General features: G+C 36.6%; 12 protein-coding genes. 1 reads left to right on the top strand and 11 read right to left on the bottom strand.

The window, feature by feature from the left end; genetic code table 11:
- Nucleotides 1–62 precede the first annotated feature (62 nt).
- From GV828_RS04370 to GV828_RS04355, 4 genes are all read right to left on the bottom strand, one after another.
- Nucleotides 63–2,330 (bottom strand): aconitate hydratase, encoded by a 2,268-nt coding sequence (locus GV828_RS04370; RefSeq protein WP_166536261.1) that lies wholly within the window; start codon nt 2,328–2,330, stop codon nt 63–65.
- A 337-nt stretch (nt 2,331–2,667) separates the two neighbouring features.
- On the bottom strand, nt 2,668–3,621 hold the full coding sequence (locus tag GV828_RS04365) for an AAA family ATPase (RefSeq protein WP_166536260.1): 954 nt from the start codon (nt 3,619–3,621) through the stop codon (nt 2,668–2,670).
- Between the two features lie 197 nt (nt 3,622–3,818).
- Nucleotides 3,819–5,231 carry a peptidylprolyl isomerase gene (locus GV828_RS04360; RefSeq protein ID WP_235935412.1) on the bottom strand — a complete coding sequence of 471 codons (1,413 nt, stop codon included), beginning with the start codon at nt 5,229–5,231 and terminating at the stop codon, nt 3,819–3,821.
- Nucleotides 5,232–5,280: 49 nt separating this feature from the next.
- Nucleotides 5,281–7,248, bottom strand: a complete 1,968-nt coding sequence (locus tag GV828_RS04355; RefSeq protein WP_166536258.1) for a peptidylprolyl isomerase — start codon at nt 7,246–7,248, stop codon at nt 5,281–5,283.
- Nucleotides 7,249–7,497: 249 nt separating this feature from the next.
- Between GV828_RS04355 and GV828_RS04350 the strand changes: the two genes are divergently transcribed.
- Nucleotides 7,498–9,087 carry a peptide chain release factor 3 gene (locus GV828_RS04350; protein ID WP_166536257.1) on the top strand — a complete coding sequence of 530 codons (1,590 nt, stop codon included), beginning with the start codon at nt 7,498–7,500 and terminating at the stop codon, nt 9,085–9,087.
- Nucleotides 9,088–9,186: 99 nt separating this feature from the next.
- Here the strand turns inward: GV828_RS04350 and GV828_RS04345 are convergent, their stop codons facing one another.
- The 7 genes from GV828_RS04345 to rpoB all read right to left on the bottom strand — a co-directional run bounded on the left by GV828_RS04345 (nt 9,187) and on the right by rpoB (nt 25,675).
- On the bottom strand, nt 9,187–9,396 hold the full coding sequence (locus tag GV828_RS04345) for a hypothetical protein (RefSeq protein ID WP_166536256.1): 210 nt from the start codon (nt 9,394–9,396) through the stop codon (nt 9,187–9,189).
- Between the two features lie 10 nt (nt 9,397–9,406).
- A complete protein-coding gene (locus GV828_RS04340) occupies nt 9,407–13,210 on the bottom strand; it encodes a T9SS sorting signal type C domain-containing protein (protein WP_166536255.1) in 3,804 nt (1,267 codons plus the stop codon).
- A gap of 292 nt (nt 13,211–13,502) precedes the next feature.
- Entirely contained in the window at nt 13,503–13,718 is a 216-nt protein-coding gene (locus tag GV828_RS04335; RefSeq protein WP_166536254.1) for a hypothetical protein, read from the bottom strand.
- 11 nt (nt 13,719–13,729) lie between these two features.
- Nucleotides 13,730–16,954 carry a lamin tail domain-containing protein gene (locus GV828_RS04330; protein ID WP_166536253.1) on the bottom strand — a complete coding sequence of 1,075 codons (3,225 nt, stop codon included), beginning with the start codon at nt 16,952–16,954 and terminating at the stop codon, nt 13,730–13,732.
- Between the two features lie 191 nt (nt 16,955–17,145).
- Complete coding sequence (locus tag GV828_RS04325; protein WP_166536252.1) at nt 17,146–17,457, bottom strand: DUF3467 domain-containing protein; 312 nt, start codon at nt 17,455–17,457, stop codon at nt 17,146–17,148.
- A 3-nt stretch (nt 17,458–17,460) separates the two neighbouring features.
- Entirely contained in the window at nt 17,461–21,762 is a 4,302-nt protein-coding gene (gene rpoC / locus GV828_RS04320) for a DNA-directed RNA polymerase subunit beta' (protein WP_166536251.1), read from the bottom strand.
- Nucleotides 21,763–21,862: 100 nt separating this feature from the next.
- Nucleotides 21,863–25,675, bottom strand: coding sequence for a DNA-directed RNA polymerase subunit beta (gene rpoB, locus GV828_RS04315; RefSeq protein ID WP_166536250.1), 3,813 nt, complete (start codon nt 25,673–25,675; stop codon nt 21,863–21,865).
- Nucleotides 25,676–25,892 lie beyond the last annotated feature (217 nt).

The raw sequence follows: 25,892 nt of genomic DNA, 5'->3' as shown, positions 1-25,892 counted from the left end.
GAATTACACAAAAAAAAACTCCCAATTTTCATTGGGAGTCAAATCATTATTTAGTTGAAAACTTAAGCCTTTCCAGCAGCTGCTATTAAGTTTAGTGCTGAACCCGCTTTAAACCAACCAATCTGTCCTTCGTTATATGTATGATTTGCCATTATGGTTTCTTTATCACCATTTTCGTGAACAATTTCAATGGTTAATGGTTTACCAGGAGCAAATTCCTTTAAGTCGACAAAATTAAACGTATCATTTTCTAAAATTTTATCGTAATCCGTTTCGTTAGCAAACGTTAGCGCCAACATTCCTTGCTTTTTAAGATTCGTTTCGTGGATACGTGCAAACGATTTCACTAAAACTGCTTTCACACCTAAATGACGTGGTTCCATTGCGGCATGTTCACGCGATGAACCTTCGCCGTAGTTGTGATCTCCTACTACGATTGAAGGAATATTTTTAGCTTTGTATTCACGTTGAACTGCGGGAACCGCATCATATTTTCCAGTCAATTGATTTTTAACGGAATTTGCTTTTTGGTTGAAAGCATTAATCGCTCCAATCAACATATTGTTAGAAATATTATCAAGATGCCCACGGAAACGCAACCAAGGTCCTGCCATTGAAATATGGTCAGTTGTACATTTTCCGAAAGCTTTGATTAACAACTTGGCGCCAAAAATATTCTCTCCGTCCCATGGAGTAAATGGTTCTAATAATTGCAAACGCTCAGAATCTGATTTTACAATTACTTCCACGCCTGAACCATCTTTTGAAGGCGCTTGATAACCCGGATCTTCAGCGTCAAAACCTTTTGGAGGTAGTTCATTTCCAGTTGGTTCGTCTAGCATTACTTCTTGCCCGTCTTCGTTTAATAATTTATCGGTAATTGGATTAAAACCTAAATCACCTGCAATTGCCAAAGCTGTTACCAATTCTGGTGAACCCACAAATGCTAAAGTATTTGGATTTCCATCGGCACGTTTTGAAAAATTTCTATTGAATGAATGCACAATTGTGTTTCTTTCCTCTTTTTCAGCTCCTTCTCTATCCCACATTCCAATGCAAGGTCCGCAAGCATTAGCGAAAACCGTAGCGCCAATTTTATTAAAAGTTTCTATATAACCATCTCTTTCAATTGTATATCGAACTACTTCGGAACCAGGGGTAATGGTAAACTGCGATTTTGTTTTTAAATTTTTATCGGCTACTTGTTTTGCCAAAGAAGCAGCTCTGGAAATATCTTCGTAAGATGAATTTGTACAAGAACCAATCAAACCCACTTCAATTTTCAGAGGCCAATTATTTTTCACTGCCTCTTCTTTCATTTTAGAAATTGGAGTAGCCAAATCTGGAGTAAAAGGTCCGTTCAAATGTGGTTCTAATTCTGAAAGATTAATTTCTATTACTTGATCAAAATATTGTTCTGGATTAGCATAGACCTCAGCATCACCCGTTAAATATGGAGCAATAGCATCGGCGGCATCAGCAACATCTTGTCTTCCTGTAGAAATTAAATAACGCTTCATAGAATCGTCATAACCAAAAGTAGAAGTGGTAGCTCCAATTTCGGCACCCATATTACAAATGGTTCCTTTTCCGGTACATGACATCGCAGTTGCTCCTTCTCCGAAATATTCTACAATTGCTCCAGTACCACCTTTAACAGTAAGAATTCCGGCAACCTTTAGGATAACGTCTTTTGGAGCGGTCCAACCCGAAAGTTTTCCAGTTAATTTAATTCCGATTAATTTAGGAAATTTTAATTCCCACGCCATTCCCGACATAACGTCAACGGCATCAGCTCCTCCAACACCAATCGCCAACATTCCCAAACCACCGGCATTTACCGTGTGAGAATCCGTACCAATCATCATTCCGCCAGGAAATGCATAATTTTCTAAAACTACTTGGTGAATAATTCCGGCACCTGGTTTCCAAAAACCAATTCCGTATTTATCTGAAACCGATGATAAAAAATCAAAAACTTCGTTACTTTGTTGTTTGGCTCTCGCCAAATCAGTTTTAGCATCTACTTTTGCCTGAATTAAGTGGTCACAATGAACCGTTGTAGGAACTGCCACTTTTGGTTTTCCGGCATGCATAAACTGTAAAAGTGCCATTTGAGCCGTTGCATCTTGACAAGCTACTCTATCTGGAGCAAAATCTACATAGTCTTTTCCTCTTGTAAAAGCGATAGTTGGATTACCGTCCCAAAGGTGAGAATACAATATTTTTTCTGAAAGCGTTAATGGTTTTCCTACAATTTCACGAGCTTTATCAACTCTTTCGGCCATTGTAGAATACGCTTTTTTAATCATTTCAATATCGAAAGCCATAATGAATTTTAATTTTGTTTTATATTATAGTTCGTTTTCTTTTTTGCAATGCAAATTTACAAAATTACAGCGAGTTTTGCACTATTTACAACAAAATAGGGTTTTGAGGAAATTATTATTTCCAAAACAGCGTTTTTAATGATTATTATTAAACAATACTTAAATTTAAAGCGAATTATTACCGAATTGTTAATATAAGTAAGTTTTTTTATCAATTCCGAAAATTAGCTGACTGTTAAAAATAGTATTATAAATGTAGAATGAATATAAATTACATTGAAATTAAGTGTGCTATATCAAATCTTCGAAAAAAAAGCGGAAAAAAATCCGCTTTAAGTTATAAGATGTTTTCAATAATTTTTTCCTCGGAAATTCCTTCGGCATCGGCTTTATAGTTTTTGATGATTCGATGGCGAAGAATTCCCGTTGCAACAGCTTTGACATCTTCAATATCTGGAGAAAATTTTCCGTTAAATGCTGCGTGAGCTTTCGCTGCCAAAATTAAATTTTGCGAAGCGCGAGGTCCAGCTCCCCAATCTAAATAATTATTCACAAATTCTGACGAAAGTAAACCACCCGGCCGGGTTTTTCCGACCAAAGTCACCGCATATTCAATCACATTGTCGACTACGGGAATACGGCGGATTAATTGCTGGAAGTTGATAATTTCTTCTGCTGTGAATAAAGGATTTACTTTTTCGGAGAAATCAGTTGTGGTGCTTTTTACTACTTGTACTTCTTCGTCGAATGTTGGATAATTGAGTTTAATGGCAAACATAAAACGGTCCAATTGTGCTTCAGGAAGTGGATACGTTCCTTCTTGCTCAATTGGATTTTGCGTAGCTAAAACAAAATACGGCAAGGATAATTTATAATGTTGTCCGGCAATGGTCACGGCTCTTTCTTGCATGGCTTCTAAAAGTGCGGCTTGCGTCTTAGGAGGCGTTCTATTGATTTCATCGGCAAGGATAATATTTGAAAAAATTGGTCCTTTGATGAATTTAAAATTACGGTTTTCGTCTAAAATTTCGCTTCCTAAAATATCTGACGGCATTAAATCTGGCGTAAACTGGATTCTTTTAAAATCGAGTCCGAGTGCTTGTGAAATGGTGTTGACCATTAAAGTTTTTGCTAATCCGGGAACACCTACTAAAAGTGCGTGTCCGCCGGAAAAGATGCTTAACAATATTTGGTCGATGACGGTTTCCTGACCGACGATTATTTTGGAGATTTCTTTTTTTAGCTCAAGCCTTTTTTGAACCAAGTTTTGTATTGCTGTTACGTCTGACATTGAATGGTTTTTTAGAGTTGGTTTTTTAGGTTGAATTTTTTGAAAAAAGTTTACTAACGTTTTATGTTTCTTTTTGATAGCCCTGACTAGAGGGAAGAGCATCCCGCTTTTTCTGGAATCTATGGAAGGAAGTCCGAAAAATTTCCCGAAGCTTCGGGAACTGAAAAAGCCCGAACCATTTGCTCCTTACCTAATAATTAATTTTTTTTCAACCAATTGTGTGCGAAATCGCAAGCTTTGTATTCGCTATTTACTTTAATGTAGGTTTCGTTAATTTTTTCTTTGGTCCATCGAGCAATTTCTTTCATTTGTTTTTCGCGAAGCGCTAATTCTTTAATCTTCAAATAATCTAATGCGTAATCAGCTTTGTGCTCGTTGTAGCGTTTGGTTACAGTGATTATTTTATAGGTTTTTCGACCCAAACGGTCTTCATCTACGATGGGTTGTGAGATTTGACCTTCTTGCAAACTTTCTATTTGAGAGTAAAGTGTAGGATCCATTTTGGTCAATTCAAATCGCGGGTCAAGTGATTGAGGATTGGTTAAAGCACCCCCGTTAGCACGGGTTTCTTTTTCATCAGATGAGCTTCTTGCAGCATCAGCAAAGGTCAAATCTCCGTTAATAATTTTATTTCTGATTCCGGTGATTTCGTCTTTGGCTTCGGATAAAGCGTCATCAGTAATTTTTGGGATGAGTAAGATGTGGCGCAATTCTACGTCTTGCCCACGGATTTTTTCTACTTGAATAATATGCCAGCCATATTCGGTTTCAAAAGGTTCGGAAATTTGCCCTTCATCAAGGCTAAATGCGGTTTCTTTAAACTCTTTTACGAGCGGAGACTTTCTATTAACTCGCATAAATCCGCCATTTGACTTTGTTCCGTCATCCTTTGAATATAAAACTGCTTTACTGAAAAAACTTCCGTTTCCAGCCAAAACATCGGTTTTAAATTCTTTGAGTTTGTCGATTACTTTTTGCTTTTCGATTGCGGTTACAGTTGGATTGATAACAATTTGAGCGACCTCAACTTCGGCTCCAAATGTTGGTAATTCTTCGTCAGGGAATTTACGGAAAAATGTACGTACTTCTTCTGGAGTGATTTCTACTTGATCGATGACTTTGTTTCGCATTTCCATTGCAAGTTTGGCATTTTTTAAGATGTCAAAAAGCGATGTTCTGAATTCTTCTTCGTTTGGTTTTTTAAAAATTTTCAAAACTTTATCCATAGAACCTACGTTTTGTACGTAATAATCGATACGTTCTTGCATCATACTGTTCACTTCGGCATCGGTAACTATGATACTGTCTTGAATAGCTTGATGCGAATATAATTTATCCTCTAACAAACTTCCTAAAACCTGACATCGTGTGAATTTTTGGACATCATTATTTTGTGCAATTTCGAGCAAAGCAATATCAATATCCGAATCGAGTACCACGAAATCTCCCACAACCGCCGCAACGCCATCAATTTTTTGTCGTTGACTGGTGGGTTGTGCCACGGTTTTAGTCTTTACCGAGTCTTGTGGAATAATTTCCTGTGCGTTTGAGGTGGAAAAAATTGCCAAAAAACTAAAGAAGTAGCCAATTTTTTTTATGTTAGAATTCATGTTATTTGTCGTTAAAAACTTCATTTTTATTTACTTGATTTGAGAACTTTTAGGATTTCATTTTGCCTTTGACAGTGTTAAAAACGGCTTGATTTACCTCAACGTTAAATTCTTTTTTAAGGTCGCTTACCCATTTTTCTTCGAGGTATTGCTGGTAATCATTGACTACTTTTCCTTTTGCTTCTTCAAAAGTTTTGTTTCCGGCAGGAAGTTGTTTGGTGATTTTTACAACGTAATAATATTCGCCATCATGGATAACATCTGAAACGCCAGTTTTTATATTTAAGCCTTTCGGCAAAGAATTACTGGTTTGGTCAAAAATACCTTCGTTAGACATAACGTTAACTTTTCCACCTTTATTGAAGTTTTCTTTGATTTGATCGGCAGATTTCCCTTGTTTCAACATTTTTTGAACGTTTTTCATAAAATCTGCTTTGGTTGAAGAAAGTACAGTAGCTTCCACTCTATTATTCCATTGGTATTGGTTTTTTCTACTTTCGTAAAATTTTTGCAAGCCAATTGAATCTGTTTTGGCTTTCTCCCAAATTTCTTTTTCCATTAAATCAAAAAGCAACAGACCATCACGGTATTCGTCCATCACGGCAGCAAATTCCGGAAATTCTTTTTCCAGATTTTGGTTGTAATGCTCGTTTAATTTTTTGTCAACAAAAGATTGATATTTGGTTAACACCAATTTTGAAACTGGTTTTGGAGCATTTGGTGCTTTTGCTTCGCTTTCTAAAAATGATATAAATTCTGTTGCTTTAACAGGTTGGTTTTCGATATTGAAAAGATTTCCTTCAATATTGGTATTTTCCGGAGCTTTCCATTCGCCTTTATAATATTCATCGTTCACAACCTGAACGATTTGATTGTATAATTTTTCGTTTCTTTTGATTGGATATTTATTGCGTAATTTTTCGTTCATTGACGCGGTGATCAACCGTGAACGTTCGTCTCTTTTGATTTTATTTTCAAGATCTGTTTTTACATCTTCGAAAGAAGCAACTGGATGTTTTTCGATTAATTTAATGATGTGCCACCCGAAAGCACTTTCAACCGGCTTACTGTAATCTCCAGGTTTTGCTAAAGCAAATGCAGCTTCTTCAAATTCTTCAGAGCTCAATTCGCCTGAACCAAAACGATTTAAAACTCCGCCTTTTGGAGCTGAAGATTGGTCTTGGGAAAACTGTTTTGCCAAACTTTCGAAGTTTTCACCTTGCTGTAATTTAGTGTAAATTTCGTTAATAGTTGTTTTCGCTTTTTCCGTTTCCGCTTGATTTTTGTCTTGCGGTTTTAAAATCATAATATGAGCTGCCGTGAGTTGACCACGATTTTCACGAACATCAGCGACTTTAATAATATGGTAACCAAATCGGGTTTTTGCAATTTTAGAAATTTGACCTTTTGGCGTATTAAATGCTGCATTTTCAAAGGGATAAACCATTCTAAAAGCAGAAAAATAACCTAAATCTCCCTTGTTTTCTTTTGCCGAAGGATCTTCTGAATAAGCAACAGCCAATTCACCAAAATCCTCTCCTTTTAAGGCTTTTTCTCTAATATCAGTTATTTTTTTAAAAGCGGTTAAAGTGTCTGCTGGCGAGGCATTTTCGTTCACTAAAACTAAAATATGCGAAGCTCTTACTTCTTTTTTGCTACGTGAATAAGCTTCTTGAATTAAATGATCCGTTACTTTAGAATCGGTTAAATAATTTTTAGAAAGCTGATTTCGATGGGATCTTAATTCGGCCTGATAAGATTCTCCGTTTTGTAGCCCTAATTTGTGGGCTTTACTAATTTTTAATTTATAGCCCACAAAAAGATCAAGGTATTGATCCGGATCCTTTTGAGATTCGTCTTTTACTAAGTCAATATTTTTGTTGTAAACGCGTAAAAATTCGTCCGTATAATACGGTTTACCATCAATTGTAAATAATATTTCTTTAGCAGATGATTGGGCATTTGCATACAAACCTGCGGTTAATGCCAAGCCTAAGAACAAGTGTTTTATATTCATTATCAAAAAAACAGAATAAAATTTGATATTAAAAGGTGCAAAATTCTTGCAACGAACAAAAGTAACAAATCAATTGTATTAAACAAGTTTGCCTTTTACTATTAACATAAATTTATTAACAAAAATTTAGCCGATTTTTTCCAAAATAATTACTATTTTATCGACAATGGAATAACTGCAAAATCTAAATTTTAGTATGTTGTATTAATTGTTTTAGAAACACTATTTTTGCAAACTATTATAAAGATTATGAGTTTTCAGAAAGAAATAGAAAAAAGAAGAACCTTCGGGATTATCTCTCACCCCGATGCCGGAAAAACCACCCTTACCGAAAAATTATTATTGTTTGGAGGTGCAATTCAGGAAGCTGGAGCGGTAAAAAACAATAAAATAAAAAAAGGAGCAACTTCGGATTTTATGGAAATAGAACGCCAGAGAGGAATTTCGGTTTCCACTTCGGTGTTGGCGTTTTTATATAAAGACAAAAAAATCAATATTCTAGATACTCCAGGTCATAAGGATTTTGCTGAAGATACTTACAGAACTTTGACGGCTGTCGATAGCGTTATTGTTGTGATTGACGTGGCAAAAGGAGTTGAGGAACAAACGGAAAAATTGGTAAGTGTTTGCCGGATGCGAAATATTCCGATGATAGTTTTCATCAATAAATTAGATCGTGAAGGTAAAGATGCTTTCGATTTAATGGATGAAGTAGAGCAAAAATTAGGTTTAACCGTAACACCTTTGAGTTTTCCAATTGGTATGGGTTATGATTTTCAGGGAATTTATAATCTTTGGGAGAAAAACATCAACCTTTTTAGTGGTGATAGCCGAAAAAACATTGAAGAGACGATTGCTTTTTCGGATGTGCAAAATCCGGAATTGGAGAAAATAATCGGTCAAAAACCTGCTGATAAACTTCGTGAGGAATTAGAGTTGATTTCAGAAGTGTATCCGGAGTTTAATCAGGAAGATTATTTAAAAGGAAGTCTTCAACCTGTATTTTTTGGTTCGGCTTTGAACAATTTTGGAGTTAGGGAATTGTTGGATTGTTTTATTGAAATCGCTCCTTCTCCTCGACCGAAAGAGTCTGAAACCCGAGAAATTGATCCTTACGAAAATAAAATGACGGGGTTTGTATTTAAAATTCATGCGAATATGGATCCCAAACACCGCGACAGATTAGCGTTTGTAAAAATTGTATCGGGAACTTTTGAAAGAAACAAGCCTTATTTACACGTTCGTCAAAATAAAAATTTAAAATTTTCGAGTCCGAATGCTTTTTTTGCGGAGAAAAAAGAAATTGTAGATATTTCATATCCCGGTGATATTGTGGGACTTCATGATACTGGAAATTTTAAAATTGGTGATACATTAACCGAAGGTGAACAAATAAATTTTAAAGGAATACCAAGTTTTTCTCCGGAACATTTTCGGTACATTAATAATGCTGATCCAATGAAAGCCAAACAGCTTGAAAAAGGAATTGACCAGTTAATGGACGAAGGTGTTGCCCAACTATTTACTTTGGAAATGAATAACCGGAAAGTGATTGGAACTGTTGGAGCTTTACAATATGAAGTTATCCAATACCGCTTAGAACACGAATATGGCGCCAAATGTTCTTATGAAAATTTCCCGGTTCACAAGGCTTGTTGGGTTCAACCTGAAGACCCTAAAAATGAAGAATTTAAAGAGTTTAAAAGGATCAAACAGAAATTTTTAGCAAAAGACAAATACGGTCAGTTGGTATTTTTAGCCGATTCTGATTTTACGATTCAAATGACGCAAAGTAAATATCCTACGGTAAAATTATTTTTTACTTCAGAGATGAACTAATTTTTTTTTTCAAAAAACCGTATTAAAGGTCTTTTGCAATACCGATAAAACAAAAGAAGCCGCATATTAATATGCGGCTTCTTACATTTATAAAATCTACTATGCAGATTTTAGTTGCTTGGATTTTAATTTATAAAAAACATAAACTAACCCTACTAACGCTACTACCCAAATGTAGCCTGAGATTGGCGCATCAGTTGGATTCGGATCGGCAGGATCATCGAAATCACCAGGGTTTTGAGCAAATACATTTACAGTGCTCATTAAAAACATTACAACTAAAATTGAGAGATATTTTAAACTTTTCATATAAATTGATTTAGAAGATTACTTTTACGGTTGCTACCTCGTTATTTTGAGAAGTTACCTGAACTAACAATACTTGGTTTTGCGGAGCAAAATTAGGAACGATGAAATTTTCAGCGTTGATTTTGTTATTTTCAAATAAAAGTCTTCCTCTTAAGTCATAGATAGTAATTCCTTTCATTTCATGATTTTTGGTCATCACATTCAGAGCATTGTTTTTCACGAAAGCGATTACAGCCTCTGGTGTAAATGTTTGATCCGGAGTTGAAAGTGTTGAACGGTAAACAATTTGGAAACGATTATCAAAAGTTCCTGCATTAGAAACAAATGAATAAGGAGCTGCTTTAAGATCATGAGTCGTTCCAGTTTGAATATCTTTGATATAAACCGATTGGTCTGCGGCAAAAACACCATCCATTTGCGAAAGCGAAATTGTAAAATTACCAGCAGTTTCCGCGTGGAAATTAACATCTACAATATCTTCGTCAGAGAACGGCAAAGCACGTCCTTGGATTGTAAAGTTTTTGTTATCCAATTTAGAAGCAATAAAACTTCCTACTTGACCGAAAGATTCGCCGTCAAAATAATTGTCAACAGCTTGTGTAGCACCATCAACATAACCTACTAACATTTGACTAAAAGCAGAATTATCTGAATTAGTTAGATTTAACCAAATTCTATGTTTCTCTTCGGTCTCCGAAGCTCTAAAGAATGGAGTTCCATGACTTGCTTCACGCATTCCGTTATTGAAAGCTAATGCACCAGTTCCTGATCTTTTAACGATAAATCCTTGTCCAATATTAATTTTTCCATTTGGAACATTTGCCGGAATTCCTGCTGTCCCAGCCGTTGCAGCTGTTGAACCAGTTCCATTCCACAGAGCGTAATTACTACCAGCAGGATATGTCCCATCAGGAAGCATTCCTAAAGTGTGAGCATAGAAATATAAAGTTCCTGTGATTCTTGTGCTGTTTGCAGTTACAAAAGCATTTGCATCCATTACAGAAGGATAAGGATTTCCTACTAAGTTAAAACCATTACCAGCGTTAGTCATTGTAAAGGTTTGATTACCATTTCTTGGAACACCTGTAAACGCACCTAACCAAGCAGTTGCTGTCGTTGGATGATCGTTTGCCGCACGAATTCCGTAACCTCTACCGGCTGCGAAAGTGGTTGTTGCAGAAAGACCTGTTGTTACATAGTTATCTGTAGCAGTATCGTACACATAAAATCTGTTTGTCAAAGTGTTAGGTGAAAACGCATACAAATTTTGTCCAGATACCGGAGAAGACCATAAAGTGTAATCTAATCTGATCATTGGAGCAGATTCACGTTGAATTGTAACATTACCAACATTAGCCGTTGTTACAGATTGAACAAGGTTTACATCATTAGATAATGTCAATGAAGCCGTTGCAGCAACCGTTACGATTCCAGCAAGGTTTAGGTCAGAACCTGAAGTAATTACTACTTGAGAAGTTCCATTTACGTCAACTGCACAAGCCTCAAATCCTGGACCGTTATAATCTCCATTGAAAACAGCTCTAATACCCGCAACTGGTGTACCGTTAGACCAAGCATCTCCGTCCCAAGCAGTTTGCACACCACAAGCAGGAACAGAAGTTTTTAATTTAAAACTTCCTGAAGTTCCAGCATAACCCCAAACTCTCAAATATAAAGTTTCACCTGGAATTAAGTTCGTTAAGTTAAGTAGAGAGAAATTACCGTCTGTAGAATCATCGTCATCACATTCGATTTCAACTAAACTTCCACAAGCCCCTCTGTAAACTGACATTGCCGAATCGGTAAATGTTGCATCTGAATTATTTAATGTTTCAATATCTAGACGCGAAACATTCGCAGGTACAACCAAGCTGTACCAAACATCTTTTCCGCCAGTAGCAAATGATGGTGTACCAGCTGTTCCACATGAAGGAATAGCGTCAGCAGACAAAGTAGCTCCAACATTAGATGTTACAATTTCGGTTCCGATTGGTAAAGCTGTTGCAGTTGCACAATCATCGTTTGCAACTGGGTTCACGGTTAAAACACCGCTGTTATAAGTTACTCCATCCCAAAAATTACCATTGTTTGAAGCATCGATACCTCCGTATCTGTAAGGTCCACCATTCAATCTGAATCGCGTAGCATAATAATAAGTACCTGGTAATAAACCTGTTCCTATATTTGCTTGGTATTCATCATTATTGCTCACGCTTGCAGCGTTGTGAGAAGCAACAATCCAATTTGTCCAAGCACTCGGATCTGTATTTGTAGCACTAACACCAACCCAAGCTTCAATACCTGCCGCTTGACCAGACAATCCTGGTTCAACATCAGTCAAGCCACCTTCATAAACTTGACCAAATACTGTGGTAGTTGTTCCTGGAGCAATCGAAGCACTTGCAGGAAATTGCAAATTTACGTAATCAGGCGTGTCAGTTGGAGCGTATTCTACTCTAAAATCATCGATCCCTAAATCATAAGAACTAAAACCGGCAGAAGTTTTACCCTCTACTAGAACATAAACAATTGGACTACCATTGAAAGAAGAAGGAATTGAAATTAGATTCTGATACCAACCCGTAGCTGGAACAGTCGGAGCTATATCTGTTTTAGAGTACAAAGATAAAACTTGCGTTGCACCTGTTAATGTAGGTGATGTATTTACATATACAATATATTGATCATTTACATTGGCTGATGCGTGTCTGTGCATATACATACTAATTCTAGTTGGAGCAGTGACGGTAGAAAAATCCAATGGTAAAGATGTCAACACAGCGGTAGAGCTATTGTAGTTTTTTTCCATGAAACCAGCTCCGCTATATGGTGCCGAAATATCTCCCGAACCACCTAAAATTCCAGCCCAAGTTGAAGAACCTACTGTAGCAGACCAACAAGCCGGCAAACCAACGGTATTAAATCCCTCAACCGTTGTTGGTAAGGTAACTGAAGTACAAGGCGTTGTAAACTGTGATGAAGATACCCATGAACTATAATCACCTCCTCCACAATTAGAACGAACATATAATGTGTAGGACGTGCTTGCTGTCAACGTAGAACTTGCTGAAGATGTCACTCCTGCTGCTGTAAAACCACTATCTGCTAGTCCTGTCGCACCACTTCCGCCGGCACCACTGGTTCGCACTTCCCACTCATAACCATCTGCTGGTAAAACAGATGGAGCAGTCCATGAAAGATTTGCGGATGTAGTTGAAGTTCCTACACCTACAATCGAACTAGGTGCAAAGCAAGTTGGTGTAACCTCCATTTTGAAATCGTCAATTGTAATATACCAAGGATTTCCATTTGCTGTTATCTTTATTCCAATAAAGTAACTACCAGAGGATGCAGGAGAAAACGAACCCGAAAACGTTGCAAATGTAGTATTTACGATATCAGCCGGAACACTAGTAATTACATTTGTATGATCTGCAGCAGTAGCAGTTGCTCCATACGTAAGTTCTAAGGGTCCAAATCCTGTTGAACCATCTGCTTTGTACAAAAACGAAGGGGAATAACTGGTACCAGCATTAAGATTGAATGGGCCTACAAAATAATAACGAGTTCCTGAATCATATCTAAATGTGATAAATTTAGTATCTCCATTACCTGACCTATTATAAGAAGCTTGGTTGGTAATGTAGGTTGGCTGGTTAGATGTGGTACCACTACGTGTCCAGGCACCTCCAGATACGGTTGGAAATCCATTTGCCGTAGTAATAGAAGAAAAGTTTTCAAAATATGGCATTGAAATTTGAGCGTGTAGCGCTGTGCCACCCAAAAATGTCAACCCAAGAAAAACTTTCAACATCTTCGTTCGAAAATTCTTTGGTTGAATTTTTGAACTAAACATTTTTCTTAGAAAAATGTTAGGATTTGTGTAAAAATTAGTCATAAAAATTTTGGTTTATATATTGCCAACCAAAATATAAAATAGACCTATAAATTATATTATTTTAATCTTATTTCGATGAATTACACAAATTAATCGCCAAAATACTAATTTTAATAAATTACGAATGCAATTTATTAGCAAAAATATATAACAAAAAAAAGCTACAAATAGATATTTGTAGCTTTTTTCGTATTAGTTTTTGTTACAATTATTCGTTAATTAGCTGTTTAGCGTTAAATAATTTATTATACCCTACATATATTGCTAGTATCATCAAAATCCAAAGATAATCTGAGATTGGAGCTGCTGCAGGATCTAACCCTCCATCGCCAGTTGGAAAATCTCCTGGTTCTTGGGCTACTCCCGAAAAATTTCCCATTAAAAATACTATTAATACTATTGTCGTTATTTTAATTTTTTTCATTGTCATGTGTTTTAAAAAATTGCTTTTACTGAAACTACTTGGTTATTTTCATTAGTCACTCGAACTAATAATACTTGATTTTGCTTGGATAAATTTGGCACGACAAAATTTGGCGCATTGATTTCTTGATTATTGAACAAAGTTCTGCCTCTCAAATCGTAAATTGCGATTCCCTTAATTGCTGTGTTTTTCGCTGAAATATTTAATGCATCATTTTGAACAAAAGTTACTATTGATTCGGAATTAAAATTATTTTCAGGAGTTGATAATGCCGAACGATAAATTACTTGGAAACGATCGTTAAACTGACCCACTTGTGTTATAAAATTATATGGTGAAGCTGTTAAATTGTGGATATTTCCAGTTTGATTATCTTTTAAATAAACATTTTGATCTCCTGCAAAAACACCTTCAACCTGAGATAAAGTCAAAGTGTAATTTCCAGCAGTAACAGCTTTAAAATTTAACGCCACCATATCTTCTGTATTAAATGGTAATGCACGTCCTTGAATCGTATAATTTTTGTCATTTAATCTAGAAGCAATGTAACTTCCTGTGTTTCCAAATGATTCTCCATCGAAATTTCTGTCGAAATCATTCGTAGCACCCTCAATGTAAGCTACTAAAATTTGATTAAAAGCTCCGTTATTATTGGTTAAATCAATCCAAAATCTATGTTTCTCGGCAACCTCTGAAGAAGCTCTGAAAAATTGATTGTCAGTATTTGTGCTTCTCATTATATTGTTAAAAACCAAATCATCAGCAGTATTGGCTTTTACAAAAAATCCTTGACCTACCTGAATGGTTCCATTTGGAATTACGGAAGAGTTTGTTGCTAAAGTATAACCTGATCCGTTCCAAGTTGTATAGTTCGTTCCGGAAGGAAATTGTCCTTCAGCGTTCATGGCCAAACTGTGAGCATAGAAATAAATTACACCATCAATATGGTCGTTAGCAGCAATTAAAGCTTGGGCGTTAATTGGCGAGGGATATGGATTTCCTACTAAATTAAATCCGTTTCCAGCAGTTGACATTGTGACAGGCACGTTTCCATTGTTAGGAATTCCAATAAACTTTCCTTCCCATGAAGCAGCTGGAGATGTTTGGTAATTATTTGGTGCACGAACTCCGTAACCTGCTCCACCTTCGAAAACTGAAGTTGCATTTAAACCTGTGTTTACATAAACATCATTTGCAACATCATAAGTATAAAAACGATTTATTAAAGTATTTGGTGAAAAACTGAAAAGATTTTGGTTTGCTACAGGGGAAGACCATAAAGTGTGATCCAAACGCACAATTGGCGCGGAATTTCTAAGAACTGTAATGGCTCCGATATTGGCATTATCATTATTTTGAATCAAATTAGCACCACTTTCAACCAAGAAGTTTGCCGCCCCCGCATTATTGATTACTGCGTTTTCAACAGCAATAGTTGTCGCTGCAGAAATTGTAAAAATTCCTGATTCCACTGTTAACGATTTTGCTGCGAAAGAACCGTTTCCGGCTGTGTTATAATCTCCTTCGATGATGGCATCCACACTTTCTGTTGGTACATTATGAGACCATTCATTTCCGTCCCAAGTGGTAGATACGATAATTCCTTCTACTTCAACTTCATTAGAGATTGCAGAAGTTTCTCCTCCCACAACCGCTCTTACTACGTAAAAATAATTAGTGTTTGGTTGAATTCCAGTTACTTCATACGTTAATACATTTCCAACATTTTGATTTTGGATATAATAAACTGTAGCAGAACCACCGTCGAAGGTGTGAGAGCCTAAATCACTTACAACATCAGTTGCATAACTATCCCATTCTGTTCCAAGTGTGGTAAATGCACTTTCTCCTGTTCCTGACGGATTTGTTGTAATACCAGCTAACACAGAAGATTTTCTTACCAATGTTTGATCAACAGTTGAAATCGAACCCGCTGTCCATCTTGATCCCGGGTCGTTTCCAATTACTCCAAAAATATCTACATAACTCGAAGTTGAATTTTTGTAAAGTGCAATGGCGTCGTCACCATTAAAGTTTGTAGTAGTACTTACCGGAAATGATGTTGTCCCAGAAAGGTTTGCGCTACTGTTTCTAAAAACAATTACTTCTCCATTATCTATCGTACCAGTTAACGCTTCAACATTTCCAGGTGATGCAGCACCATTTGCAAACAAACGAATTTCATAGTCAGACAAATCAACTGGCTGACCAGTTCCGTTATAAATTTCAATGTATTTATTATTTGAAGTTCCTTCAATATATTCTGAAATAAATAAATCTGTAGCCGAAGCCCCATCTTCACGAGAATACACATCGATAATATAAGATTCTGCTCCTGGAACAGCGTTCCAATTTGCGGTGAAAGAATTTGTAGTGATATTGGTCGCATTTTGAGCTACTGGTGCCGGAATTACAACAACACCTTCAACGGCAACGGTTACCGGACTAGTCAATCCTCCGCCAGAAAAAGAAATATCTCCAGATAAATTTCCAGCTACAACCGGCGCAAAACGCACTGATACGGTTTGATCCGTGATTTCACCCGAATTTGTTAAGATAACTTCGTTAGACCAATCTGTTCCATTCAAACTTACTTGGAAATTTGCCGGTGCATTTACTGTAATGTTTCCTGTAAGATTTGCTCCATTCACAGTAATGGTTTGTGCAACTGAAACCGAAGAAATATTAGTTGAAGTAAATGTAAGCGATGATGGATTTGTGGTGATGTTGGGATCTGTAGTCACCGCTTCAACACCTCTGAATGTGATGTCATCGATTCCTACTCCAATACCATTATTAGTTCCTCCAACCGAAAACCTTACTTTAACCTGAGTACCATTATAAGAACTTAGATCGAATGGTGTTACTGCATTAAGTGAAGAACTACTAGGAGTTCTTGTACCTAAAACTGTCCAATTTCCACCATTATCCGTAGAAATAGAAACCGTTAAAATAATTTCCGCAGCAGTTGATCCACCAAATGTTCTTGCGGTAAAAGTTAATGTTTCATCCGTATAATTATCAAAATTCATTGCAGGAGTAATTGTAAATGAATCTGATCTTAACAATTGTAAATAAGATGTTCCTCCAACGTTAGAATCTGTCCAATCTCCAAAATTAGAGACTTCAGTTCTCACAGGAATAATATTAACTTGCCCCCAAGACAAGTTAAAAAAAAGTCCAAATGCTAACGTGAGTAACATTTGACCTACGTTAATTTGTAATTTTTGTTTCATATTAATTTTTTAAAATGTTGTTATCGCAAAGATAAGGCAACTTTTACTAAATCACCAATCTATACATTATGAATAAGTTAAGAAAAAGAATTTTAATTGCATTTAACTGACATAATATTTAACAAAAATTGATTTTTCTTAAATTTTTCTCAAAAAAAAACCTCTCAATTGCTCGAGAGGTTTTTGGTAAATTAAGCTTGTCCAGCGGGACCAAAATTAAGAGGAAGTGGCGGTTGCTCCGTTTCTTTAATTTCGCCGTGGGAAGCTTCAAATCTGTGAATATTATCGGCCATGGCTTTCAACAAACGTTTGGCATGTTGTGGGGTTAGCACAATTCGAGATTTTACTTTTGCCTTTGGAATTCCTGGCATTATCGTTACAAAATCTACTACAAATTCTGACGCAGAATGATTGATGATTGCCAAATTAGAATAAATTCCTTCGGCTGTTTTTTCATCTAATTCTATATTGATTTGCCCTTGTTGTTGTTTTTGATCGCTCATGGTTTAAAAATTATATTCTTCTTTTGTTGATAATAATTCGTGGTATTCATCTTTTGAACCTACAATTACGTTGTCGTATTCTCTCATACCAGTTCCTGCCGGAATTCTATGTCCTACGATTACGTTTTCTTTCAATCCTTCAAGTGCATCCACTTTTCCTGCAACAGCAGCTTCGTTTAATACTTTCGTTGTTTCCTGGAACGATGCTGCAGAAATAAACGATTTAGTTTGTAACGAGGCTCTTGTAATACCTTGTAAGATTGGAGTAGCAGTTGCGGTAACTACATCTCTTGCTACTACTTGGTTTTTGTCACTTCGTTTCAACAATGAATTTTCATCTCTCAACTGACGTGGCGTGATGATTTGACCTGGTTTCAAATTATCTGAATCTCCAGCATCTTCTACCACTTTCATTCCGTATAACTTATCGTTTTCGTAAATGAAATCTTTTGTGTGAATCAATTGATCTTCTAAGAACAAAGTATCTCCCGGATCTTGAACTTGAACTTTACGCATCATTTGGCGAATTACAACTTCAAAATGCTTGTCGTTGATTTTTACACCTTGCAAACGGTAAACTTCTTGAATTTCGTTAACCAAATACTGTTGAACAGCTGATGGTCCTTGGATTCTCAAGATATCATCTGGCGTGATTGCTCCGTCAGACAATGGCATACCTGCTTTCACGAAGTCATTTTCTTGAACTAAGATTTGGCTTGATAATTTTACAAGATATTTCTTGATTTCGCCAAATTTAGACTCAATGATGATTTCACGGTTACCACGTTTAATTTTTCCAAAAGACACCACTCCGTCAATTTCCGAAACAACTGCCGGATTTGAAGGATTACGTGCTTCGAGAAGCTCAGTAATTCTTGGAAGACCTCCGGTAATATCTCCAGCTTTAGATGAACGACGCGGAATTTTTACTAAAACTTTACCCGCTTTAATTTTTTCTCCGTTTTCTACCATCAAGTGAGCTCCTACCGGTAAGTTATATGATCTAATCAACTCATCATCTTTTCCGTAGATCAATAATGTAGGGATTAATTTTTTATTTCTTCCTTCAGAAATTACTTTTTCTTGGAAACCTGTTTGCTCATCGATTTCAACTTGGAAAGTTTGTCCTTGTTCTAAATCTTCATAAGCAACTTTTCCTGTAAATTCTGAAATAATTACTCCATTATATGGATCCCATTTACAGATAGTGGTTCCTCTTTCAACTACATCGCCATCTTTTACGAAAATGCTTGAACCGTAAGGAATATTATGTGTATTTAACACAATTCCGGTTTTAACATCAACTAATTTCAATTCTGTTGAACGAGAAATTACAATATCAGTAGTATTTCCGTCAAGGTCTTCACCTTTAACAGTTTTTAAATCTTCAATTTCTAAACGACCGCTGAATTTTGTAGTGATGCTTGACTCTTCAGACAAACCTCCTGCAACCCCTCCAACGTGGAAGGTACGAAGTGTTAACTGAGTTCCTGGCTCTCCAATTGATTGAGCAGCGATTACTCCAACTGCTTCCCCTTTTTGAGTCATTCTTCCGGTTGCCAAGTTTCTTCCATAACATTTAGCACAAATTCCTTTTTCTGCTTCACAAGTTAATGGCGAACGAACTTCTACTTTTTCGATAGGAGATTCATCGATTAATTTTACGATAGCTTCGGTAATTTGATCACCACCTGATACAAGTACTTCGCTGGTTAACGGATTGATAACGTCTTGCAACGCCACACGACCTAAAATTCTTTCTCCTAAAGTTTCCACAACTTCTTCGTTTTTCTTCAAAGCTGTTACTTCAACACCACGTAAAGTTCCGCAATCTACGGTATTTACGATAACGTCTTGAGAAACGTCGTGTAGTCTTCTTGTTAAATATCCTGCATCGGCAGTTTTCAAAGCCGTATCCGCAAGACCTTTACGAGCACCGTGAGTTGAGATGAAATATTCTAAGATTGAAAGTCCTTCTTTGAAGTTAGATAAAATTGGGTTTTCGATAATTTCACCACCACCTGCGGTTGATTTTTTCGGCTTCGCCATCAAACCACGCATTCCGGTTAACTGACGAATCTGCTCTTTCGATCCACGGGCTCCAGAATCAAGCATCATATATACAGAGTTGAAACCTTGTTGGTCTTCTCTAATATTTTTCATTGCTAACTCTGTTAATTGTGCATTAGCAGAAGTCCAGATGTCAATTACCTGGTTGTAACGTTCGTTGTTAGTAATAAGTCCCATGTTATAGTTCATGGTAATTCCTTCCACTTGCTCTCTTGCATCTGCAATTAAGGTTGTTTTTTGTTCTGGAATTCTAATATCTCCTAATGAGAATGACAATCCACCACGGAAGGCAAATTTGTATCCCATATCTTTCATATTGTCAAGGAAAGCAGCTGTTGTTGGAACATCTGTAACACTTAAAATATGACCGATAATGTCTCTCAACGATTTTTTAGTCAATACCTGGTTAATGTATCCAGCAGCTTGAGGTACTACTTCGTTGAAAAGTACACGTCCGGCTGTAGTTTGGATAATTTTGTAAACCAATTCTCCGTTTTCGTTGAAATCTTTTGCTCTAATTTTCACACGAGCATTCAATTCTACTCTACCTTCATTGAGGGCAATGTTTACTTCTTCAGCAGAATAGAAAGTCAAATCTTGACCTAAAATTTTGTGATCTTCTGTAGAAATACGCTCTTTTGTCATGTAATAAAGACCCAAAACCATGTCCTGAGAAGGTACAGTAATTGGAGCTCCATTAGCAGGATTTAAAATATTATGAGAAGCCAACATCAATAATTGTGCTTCCAAAATAGCTTCTGGTCCAAGAGGTAAATGCACCGCCATCTGGTCACCATCGAAATCCGCATTAAATGCCGTACAAACTAATGGGTGAAGCTGGATTGCTTTTCCTTCAATTAATTTTGGCTGGAATGCCTGAATTCCCAAACGGTGCAAAGTTGGAGCACGGTTTAGCAATACTGGATGTCCTTTAATAACGTTTTCAAGAATATCCCAAACTACTGGTTCTTTTTTATCAATAATTTTTTTCGCAGACTTCACTGTTTTCACAATTCCTCTTTCGATTAATTTTCTGATAACGAAAGGTTTGTAAAGTTCTGCCGCCATGTCTTTTGGCAAACCACATTCAAATAATTTCAATTCTGGCCCAACGACAATTACCGAACGAGCAGAATAATCCACACGTTTACCCAAAAGGTTTTGACGGAAACGTCCTTGTTTTCCTTTTAATGAATCAGAAAGTGATTTTAACGGACGATTAGATTCAGTTTTTACTGCCGAAGCTTTTCTAGTGTTGTCAAACAATGAATCTACTGATTCTTGCAACATACGTTTTTCGTTACGTAAGATTACTTCTGGCGCTTTGATTTCCATCAATCTTTTCAAACGATTGTTACGGATGATTACTCTTCGGTACAAATCATTCAAATCTGATGTTGCAAAACGACCTCCATCAAGTGGTACCAACGGACGCAATTCTGGCGGAATTACCGGAACTACTTTCATAATCATCCACTCCGGACGGTTTTCACGATTTTCGTTAGACTCACGGAAAGATTCTACAACTTGAAGTCTTTTTAAAGCTTCAGTTTTACGTTGTTTAGAAGTTTCGTTGTTTGCTGCGTGTCTTAATTCGTAAGAAAGTTCGTCAAGGTCGATTCTTGCTAATAAATCCATTATACATTCAGCTCCCATTTTGGCGATGAATTTATTTGGATCTGTGTCATCTAGATATTGATTTTCCATCGGAAGGGTATCTAAAATGTTTAGATATTCTTCTTCGGTTAAAAAGTCAAGACGGTTTAGTGCATCTCCATCAGGTCCTTTTGCAATACCTGCTTGGATTACCACGTATCTTTCGTAGTAAATAATCATATCCAATTTTTTAGACGGAAGTCCAAGGATATAACCAATTTTGTTAGGTAACGAACGGAAATACCAGATGTGAGCGATTGGCACAACAAGGTTGATGTGTCCTACTCTATCACGACGTACTTTCTTTTCGGTTACTTCTACACCACAACGGTCACAAACGATTCCTTTGTAGCGAATTCTTTTATATTTTCCACAAGCGCACTCGAAATCTTTTACTGGACCGAAAATTCTTTCGCAGAAAAGACCGTCGCGTTCTGGCTTGTGTGTTCTGTAATTGATGGTTTCGGGCTTTAGCACCTCACCTCTTGATTCTGCAAGAATAGATTCTGGCGAAGCAAGACCAATTGAAATTTTGTTAAACCTTTTAGTTTGGTTTTTATCTTTATTTCTGTTCATCATAGTCGTAAACTTTTAAAGTCTGTGGTTGTTGGCTATTGGTTAATTGTTTTTGTGAAAAAAATTTTCAATGAAACAATCAACCAAAAACCGATCAACTATTTTATTCTTCTAATCTGATGTCTAATCCAAGACCTTTGAGTTCGTGCATCAATACGTTGAATGATTCAGGAAGTCCTGGTTCTGGCATGGTTTCACCTTTTACGATTGATTCGTAAGTTTTGGCTCTACCAATTACGTCATCGGATTTAACAGTCAAAATTTCGCGTAGTGTACTTGATGCTCCGTAAGCTTCGAGAGCCCAAACCTCCATCTCTCCAAAACGCTGACCTCCAAATTGTGCTTTACCTCCCAGAGGTTGTTGCGTGATCAATGAGTAAGGACCTATTGAACGTGCGTGCATTTTATCGTCAACCATGTGACCTAATTTCAGCATGTAAATTACTCCTACGGTTGCAGGTTGGTGGAATCTTTCTCCAGTTCCTCCATCGTATAAGTATGTATGTCCAAATCTTGGAATTCCAGCTTCGTCCGTTAAGTCATTGATTTGATCTAATGAAGCACCGTCGAAAATTGGCGTTGCGAATTTTTTGCCTAATTTTTGACCAGCCCATCCAAGAACGGTTTCATAAATCTGACCGATGTTCATACGAGAAGGTACCCCAAGTGGATTCAAGACGATGTCAACCGGAGTTCCGTCTTCTAAAAACGGCATGTCTTCGTGACGGACGATTCTTGCCACAATACCTTTGTTTCCGTGACGTCCCGCCATTTTATCACCCACTTTAAGTTTACGTTTTTTAGCGATGTAAACTTTAGCCAATTTTAAAATTCCGGCTGGAAGTTCGTCTCCAACGGTAATGGTGAATTTTTCTCTTCTCAAGGCACCTTGCAAATCGTTTAATTTGATTTTATAATTGTGAATCAAATCGTTAACTAATTTGTTGGTTTCATCATCGGCAACCCATTGGCCTTTGCTTAAATGTGCAAAATCTTCAACAGCGTTTAGCATTTTTTGGGTGTATTTTTTACCTTTTGGCAATACCTCTTCACCCAAATCATTCATTACTCCTTGTGAAGTTTTTCCGTTTACGATATTGAAAAGTTTGTCAACTAATTTGTCTTTTAATTCCACAAATTTAGTTTCAAATTCCATTTCGAGTGCAGCCAAATCGTCTTTGTCTTTGCCTCTCTTGCGTTTATCTTTTACGGCTCTTGCGAATAATTTTTTGTCTAAAACTACACCGTGTAATGAAGGTGATGCTTTTAATGAAGCATCTTTTACATCTCCTGCTTTGTCACCGAAGATTGCTCTTAAAAGTTTTTCTTCTGGCGTTGGGTCTGATTCTCCTTTTGGTGTAATTTTTCCAATCAAAATGTCGCCAGGTTTTACTTCGGCACCAATTCTGATCATTCCGTTTTCATCTAAATCTTTTGTAGCTTCTTCAGAAACGTTAGGGATATCGTTAGTTAACTCTTCGTTACCTAATTTAGTATCTCTTACTTCTAAAGAATAATCATCTACGTGAATTGAGGTAAAGATGTCATCGCGAACTACTTTTTCAGAAATTACAATTGCATCCTCGAAGTTGTAACCTTTCCATGGCATGAATGCAACTTTAAGGTTTCTTCCTAATGCTAATTCTCCGTTTTGCGTAGCATAACCTTCAGATAAAACTTGACCTTTTACCACTCTGTCGCCTTTTCTAACAATTGGCTTCAGGTTGATTGAGGTACTTTGGTTGGTTTTTCTGAATTTGATTAAATTATAAGTTTTTTCATCAGAATCAAAACTTACCATTCTTTCTTCTTCAGTTCTGTCGTATTTAATGGTGATGATGTTGGCATCAACATATTCTACAGTTCCGTTTCCTTCCGCATTGATTAAAACTCTGGAATCAGACGCTACTTGTCTTTCTAAACCAGTACCCACGATTGGTGCTTCTGGTCTTAACAAAGGTACCGCCTGACGCATCATGTTTGATCCCATCAAAGCACGGTTCGCATCATCATGCTCCAAGAATGGAATTAATGAAGCTGAAATGGAGGCAATTTGGTTTGGTGCAACGTCTGTGTAATGAACTACGTTTGGTTCTACAACCGGGAAATCACCTTCTTCACGAGCAATAACTCTTTCTGCGGTAATTTGTCCTTCATCAGACATTTCAATATTTGCCTGAGCAATCATTTTGCCTTCTTCTTCTTCAGCACTTAAATAAATTGGTTCTGATGTTAAATCAACTTTACCATCCACCACTTTTCTATAAGGTGTTTCGATGAATCCCATTCCGTTTACCTTGGCATAAACTCCAAGTGATGAAATCAAACCAATGTTTGGACCTTCGGGAGTTTCAATTGGACATAAACGACCGTAATGTGTATAGTGAACGTCACGAACCTCGAAACCTGCTCTTTCACGAGAAAGACCACCTGGTCCAAGAGCAGATAATCTACGTTTATGCGTAATTTCTGCCAATGGATTGGTTTGATCCATAAATTGAGAAAGCTGGTTTGTTCCGAAGAATGAATTGATTACAGATGATAATGTTTTGGCATTAATCAAATCAATTGGTGTAAAAACCTCGTTATCTCTAACATTCATTCTCTCACGGATGGTTCTTGCCATACGAGCCAAACCAACTCCAAATTGTGCCGAAAGTTGTTCTCCAACTGTTCTTACACGACGATTTGACAAGTGATCGATATCATCAATCTCTGCTTTAGAGTTGATCAATTCGATTAGGTATTTTACGATAGTGATGATATCTTCTTTGGTCAAAACTTGTTTGTCCATAGGAATATCAAGACTTAATTTTTTGTTCATTCTGTAACGACCTACTTCACCTAAATTGTAACGTTGGTCTGAGAAGAATAATTTATCGATAATGCCACGAGCGGTTTCTTCATCAGGCGGTTCTGCATTACGCAACTGACGGTAGATGTGCTCAACGGCTTCTTTTTCAGAGTTGGTTGGATCTTTTTGAAGCGTGTTGTGGATAATGGCGTAATCCGCTTGATTGTTATCCTCTTTATGTAAAAGAATTGTTTTTACATTCGCCTCAATTATTTCTTCTACATTATCTTTATCGATAATGGTATCACGATCGAGAATAATTTCGTTACGCTCGATTGATACTACTTCTCCAGTATCCTCATCTACGAAATCTTCGTGCCAAGTGTTCAATACACGAGCTGCAAGTTTTCTTCCGATGTATTTTTTCAATCCTGTTTTTGACACTTTAATTTCTTCAGCAAGGTCAAAAATCTCAAGGATGTCTTTATCTCTTTCAAAACCAATAGCACGGAAAAGTGTGGTTACTGGTAATTTTTTCTTTCTATCGATATAAGCATACATGACATTGTTGATGTCTGTAGCGAATTCGATCCACGAACCTTTAAAAGGAATTACACGTGCAGAATAAAGTTTAGTTCCATTAGCATGGAAAGATTGTCCGAAGAAAACACCTGGTGATCTGTGAAGTTGAGAAACGACAACGCGTTCTGCTCCATTGATTACAAATGTTCCGCTTGGCGTCATGTAAGGAATTGTTCCCAAATATACGTCCTGAACGATAGTTTCGAAATCTTCGTGTTCAGGATCGGTACAATATAATTTTAAACGTGCTTTAAGTGGCACGCTGTAAGTTAGTCCTCTCTCAATACATTCTTGGATGGTATAACGTGGCGGATCAACGAAGTAATCCAGGAACTCCAATACAAATTGATTTCTGGTATCTGTAATTGGAAAATTTTCCATGAAGGTGTTATACAATCCTTCATTGCCTCTTTCGTCTGATTTGGTTTCCAATTGGAAAAAATCTTTGAACGATTTCACCTGAATATCAAGAAAATCTGGATATTGAGGGATATTTTTTGTCGAGGCGAAATTCAATCTTTCAGTCTGATTTGTTATCATCAATGGACAAAATTTTGATTAAAAAAAAGTAGTTATTTTGTGTCAAGCACTGTTTAATGAATACTTCCTTTTTATAATCGATACATCTTGAAAAATGGCCTATAGGATCACTTTTTGTCTTCGTATTGATTAAAAACTTTTTCGTATTTTAAACTTATTTTATAATAAAATCATCTATAATTTTATTATACGAAAAATGGTTTAGGCCTTTGGATGG

This window comes from Flavobacterium ichthyis (assembly GCF_009915155.1).
GTDB lineage: Bacteria > Bacteroidota > Bacteroidia > Flavobacteriales > Flavobacteriaceae > Flavobacterium > Flavobacterium ichthyis.
Note: the sequence above shows the minus strand (reverse complement) of the source record. Positions and strands in the feature narration are given on the sequence as shown.

Bases quoted from the DNA above. Each gene is read 5' to 3' on its own strand.
- GV828_RS04370 (WP_166536261.1), bottom strand. From the start codon at position 2,330: ATGGCTTTCGATATTGAAATGATTAAAAAAGCGTATTCTACAATGGCC.
- GV828_RS04325 (WP_166536252.1), bottom strand. From the start codon at position 17,457: ATGAGCGATCAAAAACAACAACAAGGGCAAATCAATATAGAATTAGAT.
- GV828_RS04345 (WP_166536256.1), bottom strand. From the start codon at position 9,396: ATGAAAAGTTTAAAATATCTCTCAATTTTAGTTGTAATGTTTTTAATG.
- GV828_RS04335 (WP_166536254.1), bottom strand. From the start codon at position 13,718: ATGAAAAAAATTAAAATAACGACAATAGTATTAATAGTATTTTTAATG.
- GV828_RS04355 (WP_166536258.1), bottom strand. From the start codon at position 7,248: ATGAATATAAAACACTTGTTCTTAGGCTTGGCATTAACCGCAGGTTTG.
- GV828_RS04365 (WP_166536260.1), bottom strand. From the start codon at position 3,621: ATGTCAGACGTAACAGCAATACAAAACTTGGTTCAAAAAAGGCTTGAG.
- GV828_RS04330 (WP_166536253.1), bottom strand. From the start codon at position 16,954: ATGAAACAAAAATTACAAATTAACGTAGGTCAAATGTTACTCACGTTA.
- GV828_RS04350 (WP_166536257.1), top strand. From the start codon at position 7,498: ATGAGTTTTCAGAAAGAAATAGAAAAAAGAAGAACCTTCGGGATTATC.
- GV828_RS04340 (WP_166536255.1), bottom strand. From the start codon at position 13,210: ATGTTGAAAGTTTTTCTTGGGTTGACATTTTTGGGTGGCACAGCGCTA.
- GV828_RS04360 (WP_235935412.1), bottom strand. From the start codon at position 5,231: ATGAATTCTAACATAAAAAAAATTGGCTACTTCTTTAGTTTTTTGGCA.
- rpoB (WP_166536250.1), bottom strand. From the start codon at position 25,675: ATGATAACAAATCAGACTGAAAGATTGAATTTCGCCTCGACAAAAAAT.
- rpoC (WP_166536251.1), bottom strand. From the start codon at position 21,762: ATGATGAACAGAAATAAAGATAAAAACCAAACTAAAAGGTTTAACAAA.